Here is an 18,840-nt window from a genome sequence, read left to right on the forward strand (position 1 = left end):
TGCCCGATATCTACGTTTCAGCATCATGCGGGGAACGTAGGTATTTCTCCGCTTTGCGGGCGTCAGTACACGCACTTACCTCTGCTTTATCCACACCCATGGTGGTACGGGCCCGCTTTTGTCAGACCGGTTCACCGAAGGCGCCCCGCCACGGCGCCGGACCGCCCCGCCCGCCGCGGCGGCAGCACCGCACAGGCCGCGTCCCGCAAGGCTTCCGGGGGTCTCCGGCACGCCGCCGCCCGCGCCCGCCGGGACCTCCACCGTGCGGTGCGGAAGGCATAGCGTTCCGTACCGGCCCTCCCGGTACGTCGGCACATCGGGATTCACAGAACGTTTTTTCCGGCCGTTCACCGGTACGTGCCGGAAAAGGGCGCGGACGGCATTCCGCGATACGGCCCGGAGGGCGGAAAGACCCCGCCGATTGTCAGTGGCGCCGCCTACGCTGAAACGCATGACAACCGCCGCCCGCGCCCGCCGGTACGACGGCAGGAAGACCCGCGCCGCCGTCCTGGCCCAGCTCGACCACGTACGCGCCGCCGTCCGCACCCTCACGCCCGAGCAGTTCGCCCTGCCGACGCGGCTGGGGGAGTGGACGGTGCGCGAGCTGGTCGCGCATCTCGCCATGGCCACCGGCAGCGTCGCCCGCGGCCTCGAACTGCCGCCGCCGGCGCGGGCGGAGGCCACCCCGGCGCAGTGGCCGCACGCCGCCGCCACCTTCGCCGCCTCGGTCGACGACCGCACCCGCGCGCTGGCCGCCGCCCACGACCCGGTGGAGCTGCTGGAGCGCACCGCCGAGGAGTTCGCCCGGGTCGTCGAGCCGGATCCGGCCGAGCGGGTGGTCGCCGTCCGGCCCGCCGCCATGCGGCTCGTCGACGTCCTGGTCACCCGCTGCGTCGAACTCGTCGTCCACAGCGACGATCTGGCCGCCGCGACCGGCATCGAGATCCCCTACGACCGCCAGGCCCTGGCCGCCGCCACCCGCCTGCTGGCCGATGCGCTGGCCGCCGCGGCGCCGGGCGGGTCGGTCGAGGTCCGGATCCCGCCGTTCGCCGTCGTCCAGTGCGTCGAGGGCCCCCGCCACACCCGGGGTACGCCGCCGAACGTCGTCGAGACCGACCCGCTGACGTGGATACGTCTGGCCACCGGCCGGACGTCCTGGTCCGAGGCGCGGGAAGCCGCGCAGGTCACCGCCAGTGGCGAGCGCGCCGACATCGGCGGATATCTGCCGATCCTGTCCTGAAGGGCCGTTGCCGCCCCCGGCGTAGCGCATCTCACACGCGGTCCCCCGCGCCGGCCCGGGGCGCGGCGGCCGATCGCCTCCCGCCCGTCCGCCGCAGCCGCGCCCCGGCCGGTGCGCCCACCCCGCGCCGTACCGTCCGAGGCCGGGCGCCCCAAGGGCTGCGGCCGCCGCGCCACCCGGTGCACGGCCCCGGCGGGCGGACGGCGCACCGGCCCGGCGCGTCGCCGTCGCGCGCCGCTCACGTACCGGCATCCGGCCCACCGGCCATCCCCGGTTCGGATGAATCAGCGACCTGCCCTAGACTCAAGATGTGCCTCGTGGTGACGGACGACTCAGCCACGACCTGCTCCCCGGCGAGAAGGGCCCCCAGGACGCTTGCGGCGTCTTCGGTGTCTGGGCTCCGGGTGAAGAGGTCGCCAAACTCACCTATTTCGGGCTGTACGCGCTGCAGCACCGTGGACAGGAGTCCGCGGGCATCGCAGTGAGCAACGGCTCGCAGATCCTCGTCTTCAAGGACATGGGCCTGGTGTCCCAGGTCTTCGACGAGACCTCCCTCGGCTCCCTCCAGGGCCATATCGCCGTGGGCCATGCCCGCTACTCCACCACCGGTGCCTCGGTGTGGGAGAACGCCCAGCCGACGTTCCGCGCCACCGCGCACGGCTCGATCGCGCTCGGCCACAACGGCAACCTGGTGAACACCGCCGAGCTGGCCGATCTGGTCGCGGCGCTGCCCCGCGAGGGCGGCCGGGCGACGCAGGTCGCGGCCACCAACGACACCGACCTGGTCACGGCGCTGCTCGCCGGTCAGGTCGACGAGGACGGCAAGCCGCTGACCGTCGAGGAGGCCGCGCCGCGCGTCCTCCCGCAGGTCAAGGGCGCCTTCTCGCTCTGCTTCATGGACGAGCACACGCTCTACGCCGCCCGCGACCCGCAGGGCATCCGCCCGCTGGTCCTCGGCCGTCTGGAGCGCGGCTGGGTGGTCGCCTCCGAGACCGCCGCGCTGGACATCTGCGGCGCGTCCTTCATCCGGGAGATCGAGCCCGGCGAGATGGTCGCCATCGACGAGAACGGCCTGCGCGCCACGCGCTTCGCCGAGGCCCGCCCCAAGGGCTGCGTCTTCGAGTACGTCTACCTCGCCCGCCCGGACACCGACATCGCCGGCCGCAACGTCTATCTCTCCCGTGTGGAGATGGGCCGCAAGCTGGCCGCCGAGGCGCCCGCCGAGGCCGATCTGGTGATAGCGACGCCCGAGTCCGGCACCCCGGCGGCCGTCGGCTACGCCGAGGCCAGCGGCATCCCGTACGGCTCCGGCCTGGTCAAGAACTCCTACGTCGGCCGGACCTTCATCCAGCCCTCGCAGACCATCCGGCAGCTCGGCATCCGCCTCAAGCTCAACCCGCTCAAGGAAGTCATCCGCGGCAAGCGCCTGGTGGTCGTCGACGACTCCATCGTCCGCGGCAACACCCAGCGCGCCCTGGTCCGCATGTTGCGCGAGGCCGGCGCCAAGGAGGTCCACATCCGGATCTCCTCGCCGCCCATCAAGTGGCCGTGCTTCTTCGGCATCGACTTCGCCACCCGCGCCGAGCTGATCGCCAACGGCCTGACGGTCGACGAGATCGGCAAGTCGCTGGGCGCCGACTCCCTGGCGTACATCTCCATCGACGGCATGATCGAGGCGACCACCATCGCCAAGCCGAACCTCTGCCGCGCCTGCTTCGACGGCGAGTACCCGATGGAGCTGCCCGACCCCGAGCTGCTCGGCAAGCACCTCCTGGAATCGGAGACCGCGGGCGGGGCCAAGCCGGATGTCGACGGCGTCGGGACGCTGACGGCCGGTATCGGTGGCGCCGATGCGCTGCGCCGTCCGTAGCCTGCACACCCATCACACGAAAGTTCTGGGCCATGTCTCCTGAGTCCTCCGAGCCCGCGCGCACCAGCGGCGCCAGCTACGCGGCCGCCGGTGTCGACATCGAAGCGGGCGACCGCGCCGTCGACCTCATGAAGGAGTGGGTGAAGAAGGCCACCCGCCCCGAGGTCGTCGGCGGGCTCGGCGGCTTCGCCGGCCTCTTCGACGCCTCCGCCCTCAAGCGGTACGAGCGCCCGCTGCTCGCCTCCGCCACCGACGGCGTCGGCACCAAGGTCGACATCGCCCGCAAGATGGGCGTCTACGACACCATCGGCCACGACCTCGTCGGCATGGTCGTCGACGACCTGGTCGTCTGCGGCGCCGAACCGCTCTTCATGACCGACTACATCTGCGTCGGCAAGGTCTACCCGGAGCGGGTCGCGGCGATCGTCAAGGGCATCGCCGAGGGCTGCGTCCTCGCCGGCTGCGCCCTGGTCGGCGGCGAGACCGCGGAGCACCCCGGTCTGCTCGGCGCCGACGAGTTCGACGTCGCGGGCGCCGGTACCGGTGTCGTCGAGGCCGATCAGGTCCTCGGCGCCGACCGCATCCGCAGCGGCGACGCGGTGATCGCCATGGCGTCCTCCGGGCTTCACTCCAACGGCTACTCACTCGTCCGCCACGTCCTCTTCGACCGTGCGGGTCTCGCCCTCGACCGGGAGATCCCGGAGTTCGGCCGCACCCTCGGCGAGGAGCTGCTGGAGCCCACCAAGATCTACTCGCTGGACTGCCTGGCCCTGACCCGTACGGCTCCGGTGCACGCCTTCTCGCACATCACCGGCGGCGGTCTGGCCAACAACCTCGCCCGCGTCATCCCCGACGGACTGCACGCCACGGTCGACCGCTCCACCTGGACCCCGGGTGCGGTCTTCGACCTGGTGGGCTCCGCCGGTGCGGTCGAGCGCCTGGAGCTGGAGAAGACGCTGAACATGGGCGTCGGCATGATCGCCGTCGTCCCGCAGGAGTCCGTGGACGTCGCCCTGACCACCCTCGCCGACCGCGGCGTGGACGCCTGGGTCAGCGGTGAGATCGTCGAGCGCGGTGACCACGCCGAAGCGGTGACCCTGACCGGTGACTACGCGGGCTGACGCGCCGGTCACCGGGGCAGCACAGAACCCGGTCCGAGGTGAGACACCCCGGACCGGGTCCGTGGAGAAGCTGTGCGCGCCGTGAGTGGATACACAGAGGCCCGCAGAACAACCGCGGGTGGATTCCCGCGGAAGTGTCTACGGTGCGTCGTCAGGCGCGGCGACGATGCTGGGACGAATCCTTCTCGTCCTCGTCATCGTCGTCGTTATACAGGTCGGCGTACCGTGCGTACGGGTCGTCGTCCTCGTCATCCTCGAACGGCTCGCCGTTCGGCGGCTGCTGTGCCGGCTGTTGCGGCGATGCACCCAGCTCTTCGGCCAGGCGTGAGAGATCAGTCCCACCGCTGTTGTACTTCAGCTGGCGGGCGACCTTCGTCTGCTTGGCCTTGGCCCGGCCGCGCCCCATGGCTCGACCCCCTCAACGACGGGGCTCGACGGCCCCAGAGTCTTGACACGCGTTCATGATTCAGAGCGGACTCTCGACGGAGAGACCGGTCCGTAGGGCTTCAACGGTACCTGCTTCCGCGGCCATACGGTACGTCGCCCGCATCACCCGCCGCTCGGCATGACCTGCGAGGTGCCCTGTCCGCGCTGGTCAACTGCGATTTTAACCCGTCCCTTGCGGCGACCCGCCGACGGGTGGTGAGAGAAGTCTCCCCGGACCCCGCCGAGGACTCCCGTAAGGGGCGATTTCCAGCCAGATTTCGGGCGCCGCAAGGGTGCCCGGCCGCGCCAGTCGACGTTCCGACACGGGGGAGGGTGTGTTTCCGGCCTTAGGCGCGGAAACACACCCTCCGACGGCGTCAGCCGCGCCGGGCCTCCGTCATCCGCTGCTCCGCCATCCGGTCCGCCGCCGCGGCCGGCGGGATGCCGTCGACCTTCGCACGAGCGAATATCGTCAGCGTGGTGTCGAAGATCTTCGCTGCCTTCGCCTTGCAGCGGTCGAAGTCGAAGCCGTGCAGCTCATCGGCCACCTGGATGACCCCGCCGGCGTTCACGACGTAGTCCGGCGCGTAGAGGATGCCCCGGTCGGCGAGGTCCTTCTCGATACCGGGGTGGGCGAGCTGGTTGTTGGCCGCGCCGCAGACCACCGTGGCGGTCAGCGCGGGCACCGACGCATCGTTCAGCGCACCGCCCAGCGCACACGGAGCGTAGACGTCCAGCCCCGGCGTACGGATCAGCGCCTCGGTGTCGGCCACCGCGGTCACCTGCGGATACGCCGCGAGCACCCGCGCGACGGAGGCGTCGCGCACATCGGTGACGACGACCTCGGCGCCGTCCTCGACCAGATGCCCGACGAGGTGGTACCCGACCTTGCCGACCCCGGCCACCGCGACCTTGCGGCCGCGCAGCGTCGGATCGCCCCACAGGTGCTGCGCCGAGGCGCGCATCCCCTGGAACACGCCGTACGCGGTCAGCACCGAGGAGTCACCGGCGCCGCCGTTCTCCGGGGAGCGGCCGGTGGTCCACTTGTTGGTACGCGCCACGACGTCCATGTCCGCGACGTACGTGCCGACGTCACAGGCGGTGACGTACCGGCCGCCGAGCGACGCGACCGCGCGCCCGTAGGCGAGCAGCAGCTCCTCGGTCTTGACCGTCTCCGGGTCACCGATGATCACGGCCTTGCCGCCGCCGTGGTCCAGCCCGGCGAGGGCGTTCTTGTACGACATCCCGCGCGAGAGGTTGAGCGCATCGCGCACCGCCTCCTCCTCGGAGGCGTACGCGTGGAAGCGGGTGCCGCCGAGGGCCGGGCCCAGGGCGGTGTTGTGGATCGCGATCACGGCCTTGAGGCCGCTGGCGCGGTCCTGGCAGAGCACGACTTGTTCATGGCCGCCCTGCTCGGTCCGGAACAGGGTGTGCAGAACGCCTTCGGCGGGGGGTGCCCCCGGGGCGGACTGCTCGGCGGAGGAAGGACGTACGTCGGTCACGGTGGTGACTCCCATAGGCCGGGGAGGACGCCCTCCTGTGGGGTGGGGAGGGCCGGTCGGGAAGAGCGTAAGACCTCCGGACCCGAAGATCGGCCGGGTCCGCGGGATCACCCACTCGCGGGGGACGGACGTGCGACGATTTGCCGTGTCCCGGGCCCGCCGGTGGCCCTGACCCCCGGTAACTCCCGGTGGCGGACTTCCCCTTGAAGGAGCGTGCGTGGCCTTGGCGTCGTCGGTGACGGTCCCGTATGGGGCATACCTTCGGGTCTACGAGCCGCTGGCGGCATTCCCGGAGCCGGAGCGCTCCCACTGGGCCCGGTACGCCCGCCGCGAGTCCACCCCGACGGCCCAGGACGAGCAGCGCAAGGCCCTCGCCGACCTGCTGCCCACCCCGCCCGTCCCGGTCCCGGTGCACGAGAGCGCCGACGCCTTCGTCGCCCACCTCGACGACGTCCCCTGCATCTGTCCCTGGCGCACCCGGCTGCGCGGCTGGCAGGCGCTCCAGGGTCTGCCGGAGCTGCTGCCCGCGCCGGTGCTGGACGCCGCACTGCCCCCGGTGGTGCGCCGCCAGGCCGCGACCGATTACGAGGAGTGGCAGGAGCGGAACCCGGACGCCCGCCCCTGGATCCGCGGCGCCACCTGGCACGTCCCGGTCCGCTGGTTCGTCCTCTTCGACGACGCCGAGCGCGAGTACGAGCCGAAGGGCGCCGACGGACCGTTCCTGCGCTACCGCACCCCGATGGTCGAGGCCCGCCGCCGGGTGGCGCGCGGCCTGCGGACGCTGCGCGACGCCCTGGAGGAGGGGCCGCTGATCGACGGCCTGCTGGACGTGGGCCGTTGGCTGGAGGAGTTCCACCCGCGCTCCCTGGTGGAGTTGGACTACGGCGGGCTGGTGCACACGGTCTCCGGGGAGCAGCTCGCCGAGGACCGGTCGGCCGCGGAGGTGGCGGAGGGGCTTGCCGCACTTCGCGACGGCGACGGCGAGCGCGCGGGCGCCGCCTACGAGAAGCTGAGCGACCGCTGGCGGTCGGTGCGCGAGCGGCAGTTCTCCAGCTGATCTTCCGGTGGGCTCAAGTCGGCCGGGGCGGGCCGGCCGGAGCGGGGCGCGGTGGTGCCGCTGTGGTCTGCGTGGCGCCGCGGCCGGATCCCGGTGGACGTCCGGGCGATGCTTCCGCGACACGAGATGATCTTGAAAGCGGGCGTCGTCGCGTAGGCTGGTGCTCTCCAGGACGTAGGTCCCGATCCGGGCTTTTGCCTCAGCAGTGACCTAAAGCACTGACAACGGGCCTTGCGCCCAAGCCGTCTCCTCGTGCCAAAATAGGACAAGGAGTCTGACTTGGGCTCCTCCGTCCAACTTTGGGTGGATAGATCGGTATTGCGCTCCTTGAGGGGTCTAGTGACGCGTGATCACCCTGTGACTGATCGTCACGGTGGCGTGACTGTCCGCTATGACATGGTCCATCGGCTTCCGTCGAGGTTGAACACCTGAGAGGGCAATTCCATCGGTTTGGCCGACGTGGCTGGACGGATGGTGTAGTTGTAGTGCCGAGGACAAGCCGTTCGTCCTATAACCGACTCGGCCCGCGTCCGCCATTTCGGGCAACGCGGGTCAAGGTGCAGAATTTAGAGGAAAGAACCGTGATGGTTCGGTTCTCCCGAGGAGGCCGCTCATGACCGCTCGCACCCCTGACGCCGAGCCGCTGCTTACCCCCGCCGAGGTCGCCACGATGTTCCGCGTGGACCCGAAGACGGTGACCCGTTGGGCCAAGGCAGGCAAGCTCACGTCCATCCGTACGCTCGGAGGACACCGGCGTTACCGCGAGGCTGAGGTCCGCGCACTGCTCGCGGGCATTCCGCAGCAGCGCAGCGAGTCCTGAATAACCGCATAGCTGGGCTGTTTTCGGGCCCCCCAACCCGGAAAGCGCCCCTGCAACACCCCTAGCTTCACCATGCTCCACACAGCTCCACACGACGCGGCGCCCGCCCCAACGGGCCCACACCCGCAGTAGCCGGGTACGTCATCGATCGCGCTGGACTCCGCCGGGTCCAGCGCGATCTTTTTTGTGCGCGCGCTCACGGGCCTCCCGTCGGTGCGAACTTCCGCCCGTCGCGCCGTGCCCGCCGGCGCCCTTGCGGGGCGCCTCCGCGGCCCCCGCGGGCCGTTCCCCGGACAGACCTGGCGGTCTCCTTTGGGGAGCCTCGAAGGGCGGTGCAATTGCACATATTAAATGGGCCAGTTGTAGGGCGGGGGTAAGTTCCCCGCATCTGGAAACTTGTACGGTGACACCCGTCACACGGCGGAGAGGTTGAAGCTCTGCTTGCCTCTGCGGTAAGGCCGGATTGTCCGACGCTCTGTCACCATCCTCCTGTCGTAAGGGAGATGGGGCGAGCGCTCTCCGGTCGCCGGGTGGCGGCACTTCCGGCCCTCGCTGCCTGCTCCCGTGAGCGCCTGTGGCGTCACCGGAGCGGATGTGGACGCCGAGCCTCCTGAACGGCCCGCACACGGCCGCTGAGCCGCCCGAGGGTGTCATGGAGTGGAGGGGTGGCCCGCGCGCCGTCCTCGGCTGCGGATTCCCGCCGTCACGGAGAAACCGACCGCGGTACGGAAACGGCGTCGGGAATGCGGCCGGTGGCGCGGTGGGAGAGGTGGCGGGCCGGTGGCGTGACGAGGGAGGTGAGGGGGGCTCGTACGGCGCGCGGGCCTTTGGCGCGGGAACGGAAAACGGCCCGCATCCTTGTCGGATACGGGCCGTTCTGCTGCGGTCCTGACGGGATTTGAACCCGCGGCCTCCACCTTGACAGGGTGGCGAGCACTCCAAACTGCTCCACAGGACCTTGCTGCCGCTTCCGCTTGCGCGGTCGCTGCGAAGCAAGACTCTACAGCAGGTCAGGGGGTGCGGTCGAACCAGGCTCCGAGGGGCACCCCGCCCGGCGTGCGGGGCACGCGCCGTGTCCCCGTATGTGCCGGTGTGCACCGTTCCCGGGGCGTCTGCCGGCGGGCGCTCCCGGAAGCGTGGGCGCCCGCCGCCGCGCCCCGGGCTACGGCGCCGCCGCGTCCACGGCCTTGACGATGCGCTTGTCGGACACCGGATAGGCCGTGCCCAGCGCGTGCGCGAAGTAGCTGACCCGCAGCTCCTCGATCATCCAGCGGATCTCCCGCGCCGCCGCCGGAACCGGCCGGCCCTGGGGGAACTGCTCAAGGAGCCAGCCGTACTCGTCCTGCATCTCCTTGACCTTCGCCATCCGCGCGCGGTCGCGCTCGGCGTTGGTGGGGAGCTGCTGGAGGCGGCGGTCGGCGGCGACCAGATAGCGCATCAGGTCCGGCAGCCGCTTCGCGCCGTGCGCGGTGACGAAGCCGGGCTTGATGAGCGCCGCCAGCTGCTCCCTGATGTCGGTGAGCGACGGCAGCAGCGAGGGGAACGAGGTGTCCTTCAGTCGCCGCTCGCACGCCTGCCAGGCGGCCAGCACCTCCTGGACCTGCCCGATCGTCTTCATCGTCGCGTCCACCAGACCGGCCCGGACGCCGTCGAAGAGCTTCCGGAACGACTCCTCGTCCCAGGCGGGGCCGCCGCGCGCCGCCATCAGCCGGTCGGCGGCCGCGGTCACACAGTCGTCGAAGAGCGCCGGGATGGAGCCGTGCGGATTGCGGGACAGGGCGAGCTTCTGCTGATTGCTCAGCTTCGACTGGGCGAACTTGGCGGGGTTGGAGGGGATGTTGAGCAGGATGAGGCGGCGGGTGCCGGCCCACATCGCGGTCAGCTGCTCCGCCTCGGTGTCGAAGAGGCGTACGGCGACGCTGGAGCCCTCGTCGACCAGCGCCGGGTACGCCTTCAGCGGCTGGCCGGCCCGGCGCGTCTCGAAGGTGCGGGGCAGGGCGCCGAGCGTCCAGGACGTCAGGCCGGTGCGCTGCTCCAGGCCGGGCAGGGCCGGGCCGTCGCCCTTGGCGCCCTTGCCTTCGCGGGCGGGACGGTCGGCGGCCTGCTCGAACGCCTTGGAGATCGCGGCGCGGGTCTTCGGCTTGAGCTGGAGCCGCAGCGCCTCCAGGTCCTTCGCCTCGGCCAGCTTGCGGCGCCGCTCGTCCACCACCCGGAAGGTGATCTTGAGGTGGTCGGGGACCTTGGCGGTGTCGAAGTCGTCGGCGGAGACCGGGACGCCCACCATCCGCTGGAGCCCGGCGGCCAGCGACGCCGTCAGCGCGCCCTGGAGCGGGACGGTGGTGTCCAGGAAGCGGGCCGCGAAGTTCGGTGCGGGCACGTAGTTGCGGCGGATCGGCTTGGGCAGCGAGCGGATCAGCTCCGTCACCAACTGCTCACGCAGGCCCGGGATCTGCCAGTCGAAGCCCTCGGACGCGACCTGGTTGAGCACCTGGAGCGGGATGTGGACGGTGACGCCGTCCGCGTCCGCGCCGGGCTCGAACTGGTAGGTGACCTTGAACTTCAGCTTTCCCTGCCGCCAGGAATCGGGATAGTCGTCCTTGGTGACGGCCTCGGCCGATTCGTTGATGAGCATCGAATGCTCGAAGTTGAGGAGCTCCGGCTCCTCCTGCCGCTTCTTCTTCCACCACGCGTCGAAATGCGCACCGGAGACGATGTCCGCCGGAATGCGCTGGTCGTAGAAGTCGAAGAGGGTTTCGTCGTCGACGAGGATGTCGCGGCGGCGGGCGCGGTGCTCCAACTCCTCGACCTCGCCGAGGAGTTTGCGGTTGTCGTGGAAGAACTGGTGGTGGGTACGCCAGTCGCCCTCGACCAGGGCGTTACGGATGAAGAGATCGCGGGAGGTCTCCGGATCGATCCGGCCGTAGGCGACCTTGCGCTGCGCGACGATCGGGACGCCGTAGAGCGTCACCCGCTCGTACGCCACCACCGCGGCCTGTTTCTGCTCCCAGTGCGGCTCGCTGTAGGTGCGTTTGACCAGGTGCTGGGCGAGCGGCTCGATCCACTCGGGCTCGATCTTGGCGTTGACGCGGGCCCACAGCCGGGAGGTCTCGACCAGCTCGGCGGACATGATCCAGCGCGGGGGCTTCTTGAAGAGCGCGGAGCCGGGGAACACCGCGAATTTGGCGCTGCGGGCACCCAGATATTCGTTCTTCGCGTCGGTGTCCTTCAGGCCGATGTGCGAGAGCAGACCGGCCAGCAGTGACGTATGGATGTGGTCGGGGGCCGCGTCCTGTTCGCTCAGATGAATTCCCATGGTCTTGGCGACCGAACGCATCTGGGAGTAGATGTCCTGCCATTCGCGTATGCGCAGGTAGTTCAGGAATTCATTGCGGCACATACGGCGGAAGGCGGAGGAGGAGAGCGCCTTCTGCTGTTCGCGCACATAGCGCCAGAGATTCAGATACGCCAGGAAATCGCCGGTCTCGTCCTTGAACCGGGCGTGCTGCTGATCGGCCTGCTGCTGCTTGTCGGCGGGCCGCTCGCGCGGGTCCTGGATGGAGAGCGCCGCGGCGATGACCATGACCTCGCGGACGCAGTTGTTCCGGTCGGCCTCCAGCACCATGCGCGCCAGCCGCGGGTCGACCGGCAGCTGGGAGAGCTTGCGGCCCATCGGGGTGAGCCGGGGGCCGCCGCCCTTGGCCGCGCCCTTCGCCGCGCCGCCGGAGCCGCCCTTCGTACGGGCCTCCAGCGCGCCCAGCTCGTGCAGCAGGTCGACGCCGTCCTTGATGTTGCGGCGGTCCGGCGGGTCGATGAACGGGAACTTCTCGATGTCGCCGAGGCCGGCGGCGGTCATCTGGAGGATGACGGAGGCGAGGTTGGTCCGCAGGATCTCCGCGTCGGTGAACTCGGGACGGGTGAGGAAGTCGTCCTCGGAGTAGAGGCGGATGCAGATGCCGTCGCTGGTCCGGCCGCAGCGGCCCTTGCGCTGGTTGGCGCTGGCCTGCGAGACCGGCTCGATCGGCAGCCGCTGCACCTTGGTGCGGAAGCTGTAGCGGGAGATCCGCGCCATGCCGGGGTCGATGACGTACCGGATACCGGGCACCGTCAGGGACGTCTCGGCGACGTTGGTGGCCAGCACGATGCGGCGGCCGGTGTGGCGCTGGAAGACGCGGTGCTGCTCGGCGTGGGAGAGGCGGGCGTAGAGCGGCAGCACCTCGGTGGCGCGGAGGTTCTTCTTGTTGAGGGCGTCCGCGGTGTCGCGGATCTCCCGCTCGCCGGAGAGGAAGACCAGGATGTCGCCGGGGCCCTCGGCCTGGAGTTCGTCGACGGCGTCGCAGATCGCGGTGATCTGATCGCGGTCGCCGTCGCTGCCGCCCTCCTCCAGGAGCGGGCGGTAGCGGACCTCGACCGGGTACGTCCGGCCGGAGACCTCGACGATCGGGGCGCTCGGCGCCTCCTCGCCCCCGTCCGGGCGCGGCGCGCCGGGGCCGACCGCGGCGAAGCTGCCGAAGTGCCGGGCGAAGCGCTCCGGGTCGATCGTCGCGGAGGTGATGACGACCTTGAGGTCCGGCCGCTTGGGCAGCAGCTGGGCGAGGTAGCCGAGGAGGAAGTCGATGTTGAGGCTGCGCTCGTGGGCCTCGTCGATGATGAGCGTGTCGTACTGGCGCAGCTCGCGGTCGGTCTGGATCTCGGCGAGCAGGATGCCGTCGGTCATCAGCTTGACGAGCGTCTCGCCGCCGACCTGGTCGGTGAAGCGGACCTTCCAGCCCACCGCCTCGCCCAGCGGGGTGTCCAGCTCCTCGGCGACCCGCTCGGCGACCGTACGGGCCGCGATCCGCCGCGGCTGGGTGTGCCCGATCAGACCGCGGACGCCGCGCCCCAGCTCCAGGCAGATCTTGGGGATCTGGGTGGTCTTGCCGGAGCCCGTCTCACCGGCGACGATCACGACCTGGTGGTCGCGGATCGCCGCCAGGATCTCGTCCTTCTTCTGGCTGACCGGCAGCTGCTCGGGATAGCTGATCGCGGGCACGGCGGCGCGCCGGCGCGCGACGCGTTCCTCGGCCTCGGCCATCCCCTCGGCGATCTCGGCGAGCACGGCCGCACGGGCCTCGGGCTTACGGATCCGCCGGGCGCCGTCGAGCCGCCGCCCCAGCCGCTGCTGGTCGCGCAGCATCAGCTCGGGCAGCCGCTCCAGCAGGGCGGGGAGCGTGGGCGCGGCCGCGGACACGGCGGAGGCGCCGTCGGGCAGGGCGGAGGCAGGCTGACTGGACATACGGACCCCAGGATCTCACCTCACCGATTCGACTGGCGAACGATTTGCCGCAGCGGCCGGGCGCGCGCCGTGGGCACGGCGGTCCGTACGGCCGGGAAGCCGCCTCCCGTACTCCGGTGCCCCGCCCCGCAGAGGTATGTCCGCATTACGTGCTTTAGCGTGTTCGCATGGCTGATCAGCACGGCGCCCATGGCCCGGACGGCACGCCTGCGGACGACGGGGCGGGCCCGCGGGGCGACGGCGACGTGCCCGGTGACGGCGGCGGAGCCGCGCACGGCGCCCACCGCAGGCCCCCGACCGCCGCACAGCGCTGGCGCGCCTTCAAGGCGTCGCCGTTCCTCCCCGCCTGCGTCCTCCTCTTCATCCTCGCGGCCGCCGCCGGACTCTTCGCCGGCTCGTACACGTACGCCATGGCCAATCCGACGCCGCGCCATGTGCCGCTGGCGATCGTCGGGCCCAAGACCGCGCCGGACGGCGGCCCCTCGCACGAGAAGCTCTTCGCCGACGGCATGGAGAAGGCGCTGAACGCCTCGCTGCGGCTGACCGCGTACCCGACGTATGCGCAGGCCAGAAGGGCGGTCGAGGAGCAGCGGGAGTTCGGGATCGTACGACAGCGGGGGCCGGGCGTGGAGCTGGACGTGGCGGGCGCCGCGGGTGCGTCGGTGGCGGAGCTGCTGGCCACGGCGGGGCCGAAGGTGGGCGAGGCGGTCGGGGTGCCGGTCCGTGTCCAGGACATCAAGCCGCTCCAGAAGGGCGACCCGCGGGGCCTTGCGCTCTTCTACATCTCGCTCGCCGCGGTGATCGTCGGCTTCGTCGGCGCGATCCAGCTCAGCGTGCACGCCCGCGGCCTCAACCCGGCCGAACGCATCGCCTTCACCATCGCCTACGCGCTGCTCGGCGGCTTCGTCATCGCCGCCGTCGTCGACTGGTGGCTGGGCGCGCTCCACCTGCCGTTCGTGCACTCCTGGCTGATCCTGTCGTTCACGATGTTCACGACCGGCATGGTCTTCACGATGTTCAACACCCTGATGGGCCGGTGGGCGATGATCCCCACCTGGGGCGTGATGGTGCTGCTCGGCAACCCGTCCTCGGGCGGCGCGGTCTCCTGGCCGCTGCTGCCGTCGGGGCTCGGCCACATCGGGCAGTGGCTGCCCCCGGGCGCGTCGGTCAATGCCCAGCACAACGCCGTCTACTTCGCCGGCTCCCAGCACCTCTTCCCGTATCTGGTGCTGGCCGGGTGGTCGGTGGTCTCCTGCACGGTCTTCTGGGTGTGGCGCCACCGCCATCCGGGCGGCCGCGAGACGGAGCAGCCCCCGGCGCACGCGGCGGAGTGAGCGGCGTCCGCACACGAAGAAGGCCCCGATCCGAAGATCGGGGCCTTCTCCCAATGGGTGTGGCTGGGGCCGGGGTCGAACCGGCGACCTATCGCTTTTCAGGCGATCGCTCGTACCAACTGAGCTACCCAGCCGCAGCGGTCCTGACGGGATTTGAACCCGCGGCCTCCACCTTGACAGGGTGGCGAGCACTCCAAACTGCTCCACAGGACCTTGCATTGTGCGGAACGACCTGAGTCATTCTTGCACACGGTGTTACGTGCCCCCAACGGGATTCGAACCCGTGCTACCGCCTTGAAAGGGCGGCGTCCTGGGCCACTAGACGATGAGGGCTAATTGGCCCGCCTTGGCGTCGTTACCGGCGCCGTCGGGGACGTGAGAAGCATATGGGATGGGGGGACCGTTCGCCAAAACGGTTGACCCGGCGTCGCCGCGACGGCCTGCGGCGGGGTGCCGCGGCGCCTCCCGCGGGCGGCCCCGTGCGTGCCGGGAGCGGCGCGATACGGCGCCGGGGGCGGACAATGGCCCCGTGCTGGAAATGACGCGCGAGGAGTTCGAGGAACTGGTCGCCGAGGCGCTCGACCGGATTCCGCCGGAGCTGACCCGGCTGATGGACAACGTGGCGGTCTTCGTCGAGGACGAGCCGCCGTCCGACGACCCCGATCTGCTCGGGCTCTACGAGGGGACGCCGCTCACCGAGCGCGGTGAGTGGTACGCGGGTGTGCTGCCCGACCGGATCACCGTCTACCGCGGCCCGACGCTGCGGATGTGCGACAGCCGGGAGGACGTCGTCGCCGAGACGGAGGTGACGGTGGTCCATGAGATCGCCCACCACTTCGGCATCGACGACGCGCGGCTGCACGCACTCGGGTACGGCTGAGCCGCGCGGGCCCTTCCCGGGCAGCCCGGTCGTGCCCGTAGGCGACGGGTTCCGGTCAGGGTGGATGCGTGGACGCGCCAAGGATCGGCGTCGTCCGGCGCGTGTCCTCGGGCGGGGCGCGGGAGTTGGGCAGGGCGTCCCCGTTCTTCCAGCCGGCCGCGCCGACGCCTGCCGCAGTCCGCGCCCCGGGCCCGGAGGCCGCCCGTGCGACCGAACCCCGCGACGCCCGTGCCCCCGGCGGGCTCCGCCCCGCCGCCGACCGAGGCGCCCCGCGCCGTGCCAACGTCCGCTTCCCGTAAGGAGGGTGGACCGGTGCGCCGGGCCGTGGCCGCGGCGGTGGTCGCCGTGTCGCTGACCGCCTCGATCGCCGGGTGCGTGAGCGTCGCCGGCTCCGGTCATCCGCCGCGGCCGGCGGGCGGCACCGGCACCGCCCCGCGCGGCGATACGGACGTCCGGGCGCCGCGCGCGCCGGGCGGGCTCACGGTCGACGGCAGCGGCTCGGCGCCGCACCGCATGGGGCGGCCCGGGGCCACCGCGGGGGAGCAGGGCATGACCCGGACCGCGGCGCCCGGGGCCGGACGCGCGCCGGGGCCGGGCACCACCGCGCCGCCCGCGCCGTCCCGCACCGCCGGGGTCCCGCCGCGCGGGCCGGGCTCCCCGGCCGGGGAGCGGCCGTCGCCGTCGGATCCGGCCGCCGGGCCCGCCTCGCCCGCCGGGCCGACGCCGCCGGCCACGCCGGGCAGCCCCGTACCGCCGTCCGGTGAGGCCGGGTCGCCGAGCTCCGGGGCGTCGGGGCCCACGCCGCAGGCGCCGGGGCCGCTGCCGGGTGTGCTGAGCTGAGACCCGGCGCGGGGCCCGTCGTGGCGCCGGGGAGGGCGGCGGCCATTTGCCTTACCGGGGTGGAGGTGCGTATGGTGGTAGATCGTTTGATCCCATTTGCCCGGCGCCAGAAAAGAAGCGCGCCGCGTGGCGCGTTCTCTCCCTTGCCGTGGCTGACCGCATTGAGGCGGTCTCTGTGAAACACACGGAGTTTGGGCGCGTGCCGAGACTCCGGAAGGTTTCGCATTTCGCATGTCCATTTCCACTGAACAGTCCGTCCTGCCCGCAGACGACGAGCAGGCCGTGACGGCGCTTCCCGCCGAGGGCGCCGAGCAGACCGAGCAGGCCCCCGTCGAGCAGGCCCCCGAGGCCGTCGAGGCCGTCGAGGAGGCCGCCGCCGACGAGGAGCCGCAGGTCACCTTCGCGGACCTCGGTCTCGACGAGAAGATCGTCCGCAAGCTGGCGCAGAACGGCGTGACCACGCCGTTCCCGATCCAGGCGGCGACCATCCCGGACGCCATCGCCGGACGCGACATCCTCGGCCGCGGCCGCACCGGCTCCGGCAAGACCCTCTCCTTCGGTCTGCCGCTGCTGACCCGCCTGGCCGGCGGCCGTACCGAGAAGAAGCGCCCCCGCGGCGTCATCCTCACCCCCACCCGTGAGCTGGCCATGCAGGTCAGCGACGCGCTGCAGCCCTACGGCGACGTCCTCGGCCTGAAGCTGAAGGTCGTCTGCGGCGGTACGTCCATGGGCAACCAGATCTACGCCCTCGAGCGTGGCGTCGACGTCCTCGTCGCCACGCCGGGCCGGCTGCGCGACATCATCAACCGCGGCGCCTGCTCGCTGGACGAGGTCGAGGTCGCCGTCCTCGACGAGGCCGACCAGATGGCCGACCTGGGCTTCCTGCCCGAGGTCACCGAGCTGCTCGACCTGGTGCCGACCGGCGGCCAGCGGATGCTCTTCTCCGCCACGATGGAGAACGAGATCGGCACGCTGGTCAAGCGGTACCTGAACAACCCGGTCAGCCACGAGGTCGACAGCGCCCAGGGCAACGTCACGACCATGACCCACCACGTCCTCGTCGTGAAGCCGAAGGACAAGGCGCCGGTCACCGCCGCCATCGCCGCCCGTAAGGGCCGCACCATCATCTTCGTCCGCACCCAGCTCGGCGCCGACCGCGTCGCCGAGCAGCTGCGCGACGCCGGTGTGAAGTCCGACGCGCTGCACGGCGGCATGACGCAGGGCGCGCGTACCCGCACCCTGGCCGACTTCAAGGACGGCTACGTCAACTGCCTGGTCGCCACCGACGTCGCCGCGCGCGGTATCCACGTCGACGGCATCGACCTGGTCCTCAACGTCGACCCGGCCGGTGACCACAAGGACTACCTGCACCGCTCCGGCCGTACGGCCCGTGCGGGCCGCTCCGGCACCGTCGTGTCGCTGTCCCTGCCGCACCAGCGCCGGCAGATCTTCCGCCTGATGGAGGACGCGGGCGTCGACGCCTCGCGCCACATCGTCGGCGGCGCCGGTGCCTTCGACGACGACGTCGCCCGGATCACCGGTGCGCGCTCGCTCACCGAGGTCCAGGCCGAGTCGGCCGCGAACTCCGCCAAGCAGGCCGAGCGCGAGGTCCAGGAGCTGACCCGCGAGCTGGAGCGCGTCCAGCGTCGCGCCACCGAGCTGCGCGAGGACGCGGACCGGCTGACCGCCCGCGCCGCCCGCGAGCGCGGCGAGGACCCGGCCGAGGCGCTCGCCGCCGTCGCCGCGACCGTGGAGGCCGTCGCCGCCGAGGTCCCGGCCCAGGCCGCCGCCCCCGAGGAGCGCCGCCCCGCCCAGCGTGACGAGCGCGGCAACTACGAGCGCCGCGACCGCCGTGACGACCGTTCCGGTGGCCGTTCTTTCGACCGTCGCGATGACCGTCGTGACGACCGCTCGGGTGGCCGTTCTTTCGACCGTCGCGATGACCGTCGTGACGACCGTTCCGGTGGGCGTTCCTTCGACCGTCGCGACGACCGCTCGGGTGGCCGTTCCTTCGACCGTCGTGACGACCGTTCCGGGGGCCGCTCGTTCGACCGCCGTGACGACCGCTCCGGTGGCCGTTCCTTCGACCGCCGCGACGACCGTCGTGACGACCGCTCGGGTGGCCGTTCCTTCGACCGTCGCGATGACCGCCGTGACGACCGTTCCGGTGGCCGCTCGTTCGATCGCCGCGACGACCGCGCCGGCTTCAACCGCGACCGCGGTGACCGCCCCAGCCGTCCGTTCAACCGTGACGACCGCTCCGGTGGCCGTCCGTCCTCCGGCGGCTACCGCTCCGGTGGCGGCGACCGTCCGTTCAACCGCGACGACCGCTCCGGCGGCCGCCCGTCCGGTGGCTACCGCTCCGGCGGCGACCGCCCCTACGGCCGCCGTGACGACCACCGCGGCTCGGGCGCCGGCACCGGTTCCTTCGGCCGCCGCGACGACAAGCCGCGCTGGAAGCGCAACGGCTGACCACGG

Annotated in this window: 12 protein-coding genes and 4 tRNA genes; 9 read left to right on the forward strand and 7 right to left on the reverse strand. The window is 71.5% G+C overall.

Annotated elements, in window-relative coordinates:
• The first annotated feature begins 451 nt into the window (after window positions 1-451).
• From ACZ4U4_RS04220 to purM, 3 genes are all read left to right on the forward strand, one after another.
• Complete coding sequence (locus ACZ4U4_RS04220) at window positions 452-1,240, forward strand: maleylpyruvate isomerase family mycothiol-dependent enzyme (protein ID WP_467868885.1); 789 nt, start codon at window positions 452-454, stop codon at window positions 1,238-1,240.
• Window positions 1,241-1,550: 310 nt separating this feature from the next.
• Window positions 1,551-3,110, forward strand: coding sequence for an amidophosphoribosyltransferase (gene purF, locus ACZ4U4_RS04225; protein ID WP_467868886.1), 1,560 nt, complete (start codon window positions 1,551-1,553; stop codon window positions 3,108-3,110).
• A gap of 32 nt (window positions 3,111-3,142) precedes the next feature.
• Window positions 3,143-4,231: a phosphoribosylformylglycinamidine cyclo-ligase gene (gene purM / locus ACZ4U4_RS04230; protein ID WP_467868887.1), complete on the forward strand. Its 1,089-nt coding sequence runs from the start codon at window positions 3,143-3,145 to the stop codon at window positions 4,229-4,231.
• A gap of 151 nt (window positions 4,232-4,382) precedes the next feature.
• Here the strand turns inward: purM and ACZ4U4_RS04235 are convergent, their stop codons facing one another.
• Both ACZ4U4_RS04235 and ACZ4U4_RS04240 read right to left on the reverse strand, forming a co-directional pair.
• Window positions 4,383-4,637 carry a DUF3073 domain-containing protein gene (locus ACZ4U4_RS04235; protein WP_030284304.1) on the reverse strand — a complete coding sequence of 85 codons (255 nt, stop codon included), beginning with the start codon at window positions 4,635-4,637 and terminating at the stop codon, window positions 4,383-4,385.
• 397 nt (window positions 4,638-5,034) lie between these two features.
• Entirely contained in the window at window positions 5,035-6,174 is a 1,140-nt protein-coding gene (locus tag ACZ4U4_RS04240; protein ID WP_467868888.1) for a Leu/Phe/Val dehydrogenase, read from the reverse strand.
• A gap of 202 nt (window positions 6,175-6,376) precedes the next feature.
• Between ACZ4U4_RS04240 and ACZ4U4_RS04245 the strand changes: the two genes are divergently transcribed.
• Together ACZ4U4_RS04245 and bldC are read left to right on the forward strand one after the other, a co-directional pair.
• The gene (locus ACZ4U4_RS04245) at window positions 6,377-7,216 is read left to right on the forward strand and encodes a DUF8083 family protein (protein ID WP_467868889.1); all 840 of its coding nucleotides are present in this window, start codon (window positions 6,377-6,379) and stop codon (window positions 7,214-7,216) included.
• Between the two features lie 613 nt (window positions 7,217-7,829).
• Window positions 7,830-8,036 (forward strand): developmental transcriptional regulator BldC, encoded by a 207-nt coding sequence (gene bldC / locus ACZ4U4_RS04250; protein WP_003980577.1) that lies wholly within the window; start codon window positions 7,830-7,832, stop codon window positions 8,034-8,036.
• An 883-nt stretch (window positions 8,037-8,919) separates the two neighbouring features.
• Here the strand turns inward: bldC and ACZ4U4_RS04255 are convergent.
• A tRNA-Asp gene (locus tag ACZ4U4_RS04255) sits at window positions 8,920-8,994 on the reverse strand.
• A 204-nt stretch (window positions 8,995-9,198) separates the two neighbouring features.
• The gene (gene hrpA / locus ACZ4U4_RS04260; protein WP_467868890.1) at window positions 9,199-13,308 is read right to left on the reverse strand and encodes an ATP-dependent RNA helicase HrpA; all 4,110 of its coding nucleotides are present in this window, start codon (window positions 13,306-13,308) and stop codon (window positions 9,199-9,201) included.
• 167 nt (window positions 13,309-13,475) lie between these two features.
• On the opposite strand from hrpA, the gene ACZ4U4_RS04265 reads away from it, so the two are divergent.
• The gene (locus ACZ4U4_RS04265) at window positions 13,476-14,642 is read left to right on the forward strand and encodes an ABC-2 transporter permease (protein ID WP_467868891.1); all 1,167 of its coding nucleotides are present in this window, start codon (window positions 13,476-13,478) and stop codon (window positions 14,640-14,642) included.
• Between the two features lie 60 nt (window positions 14,643-14,702).
• Here ACZ4U4_RS04265 and ACZ4U4_RS04270 read toward each other — a convergent pair.
• The 3 genes from ACZ4U4_RS04270 to ACZ4U4_RS04280 form a co-directional block, all read right to left on the reverse strand.
• A tRNA-Phe gene (locus tag ACZ4U4_RS04270) sits at window positions 14,703-14,776 on the reverse strand.
• A gap of 4 nt (window positions 14,777-14,780) precedes the next feature.
• Window positions 14,781-14,855: transfer RNA gene (locus ACZ4U4_RS04275), tRNA-Asp, on the reverse strand.
• Window positions 14,856-14,902: 47 nt separating this feature from the next.
• Window positions 14,903-14,975: transfer RNA gene (locus ACZ4U4_RS04280), tRNA-Glu, on the reverse strand.
• Window positions 14,976-15,171: 196 nt separating this feature from the next.
• Between ACZ4U4_RS04280 and ACZ4U4_RS04285 the strand changes: the two genes are divergently transcribed.
• The 3 genes from ACZ4U4_RS04285 (at window position 15,172) to ACZ4U4_RS04295 (ending at window position 18,834) form a co-directional block, all read left to right on the forward strand.
• Window positions 15,172-15,522, forward strand: a complete 351-nt coding sequence (locus ACZ4U4_RS04285; RefSeq protein WP_467868892.1) for a metallopeptidase family protein — start codon at window positions 15,172-15,174, stop codon at window positions 15,520-15,522.
• A 312-nt stretch (window positions 15,523-15,834) separates the two neighbouring features.
• On the forward strand, window positions 15,835-16,362 hold the full coding sequence (locus tag ACZ4U4_RS04290) for a hypothetical protein (protein ID WP_467868893.1): 528 nt from the start codon (window positions 15,835-15,837) through the stop codon (window positions 16,360-16,362).
• Between the two features lie 231 nt (window positions 16,363-16,593).
• A complete protein-coding gene (locus tag ACZ4U4_RS04295; protein ID WP_467868894.1) occupies window positions 16,594-18,834 on the forward strand; it encodes a DEAD/DEAH box helicase in 2,241 nt (746 codons plus the stop codon).
• Window positions 18,835-18,840: the final 6 nt, after the last annotated feature.

The organism is Streptomyces sp. NPDC029159, from assembly GCF_055564055.1.

What these genes read in the sequence shown, in the direction of transcription:
- ACZ4U4_RS04220 (WP_467868885.1), top strand. Translation starts at nt 452, where the DNA reads ATGACAACCGCCGCCCGCGCCCGCCGGTACGACGGCAGGAAGACCCGC.
- purM (WP_467868887.1), top strand. Translation starts at nt 3,143, where the DNA reads ATGTCTCCTGAGTCCTCCGAGCCCGCGCGCACCAGCGGCGCCAGCTAC.
- ACZ4U4_RS04235 (WP_030284304.1), bottom strand. Translation starts at nt 4,637, where the DNA reads ATGGGGCGCGGCCGGGCCAAGGCCAAGCAGACGAAGGTCGCCCGCCAG.
- ACZ4U4_RS04240 (WP_467868888.1), bottom strand. Translation starts at nt 6,174, where the DNA reads ATGGGAGTCACCACCGTGACCGACGTACGTCCTTCCTCCGCCGAGCAG.
- bldC (WP_003980577.1), top strand. Translation starts at nt 7,830, where the DNA reads ATGACCGCTCGCACCCCTGACGCCGAGCCGCTGCTTACCCCCGCCGAG.
- hrpA (WP_467868890.1), bottom strand. Translation starts at nt 13,308, where the DNA reads ATGTCCAGTCAGCCTGCCTCCGCCCTGCCCGACGGCGCCTCCGCCGTG.
- ACZ4U4_RS04265 (WP_467868891.1), top strand. Translation starts at nt 13,476, where the DNA reads ATGGCTGATCAGCACGGCGCCCATGGCCCGGACGGCACGCCTGCGGAC.
- ACZ4U4_RS04295 (WP_467868894.1), top strand. Translation starts at nt 16,594, where the DNA reads ATGTCCATTTCCACTGAACAGTCCGTCCTGCCCGCAGACGACGAGCAG.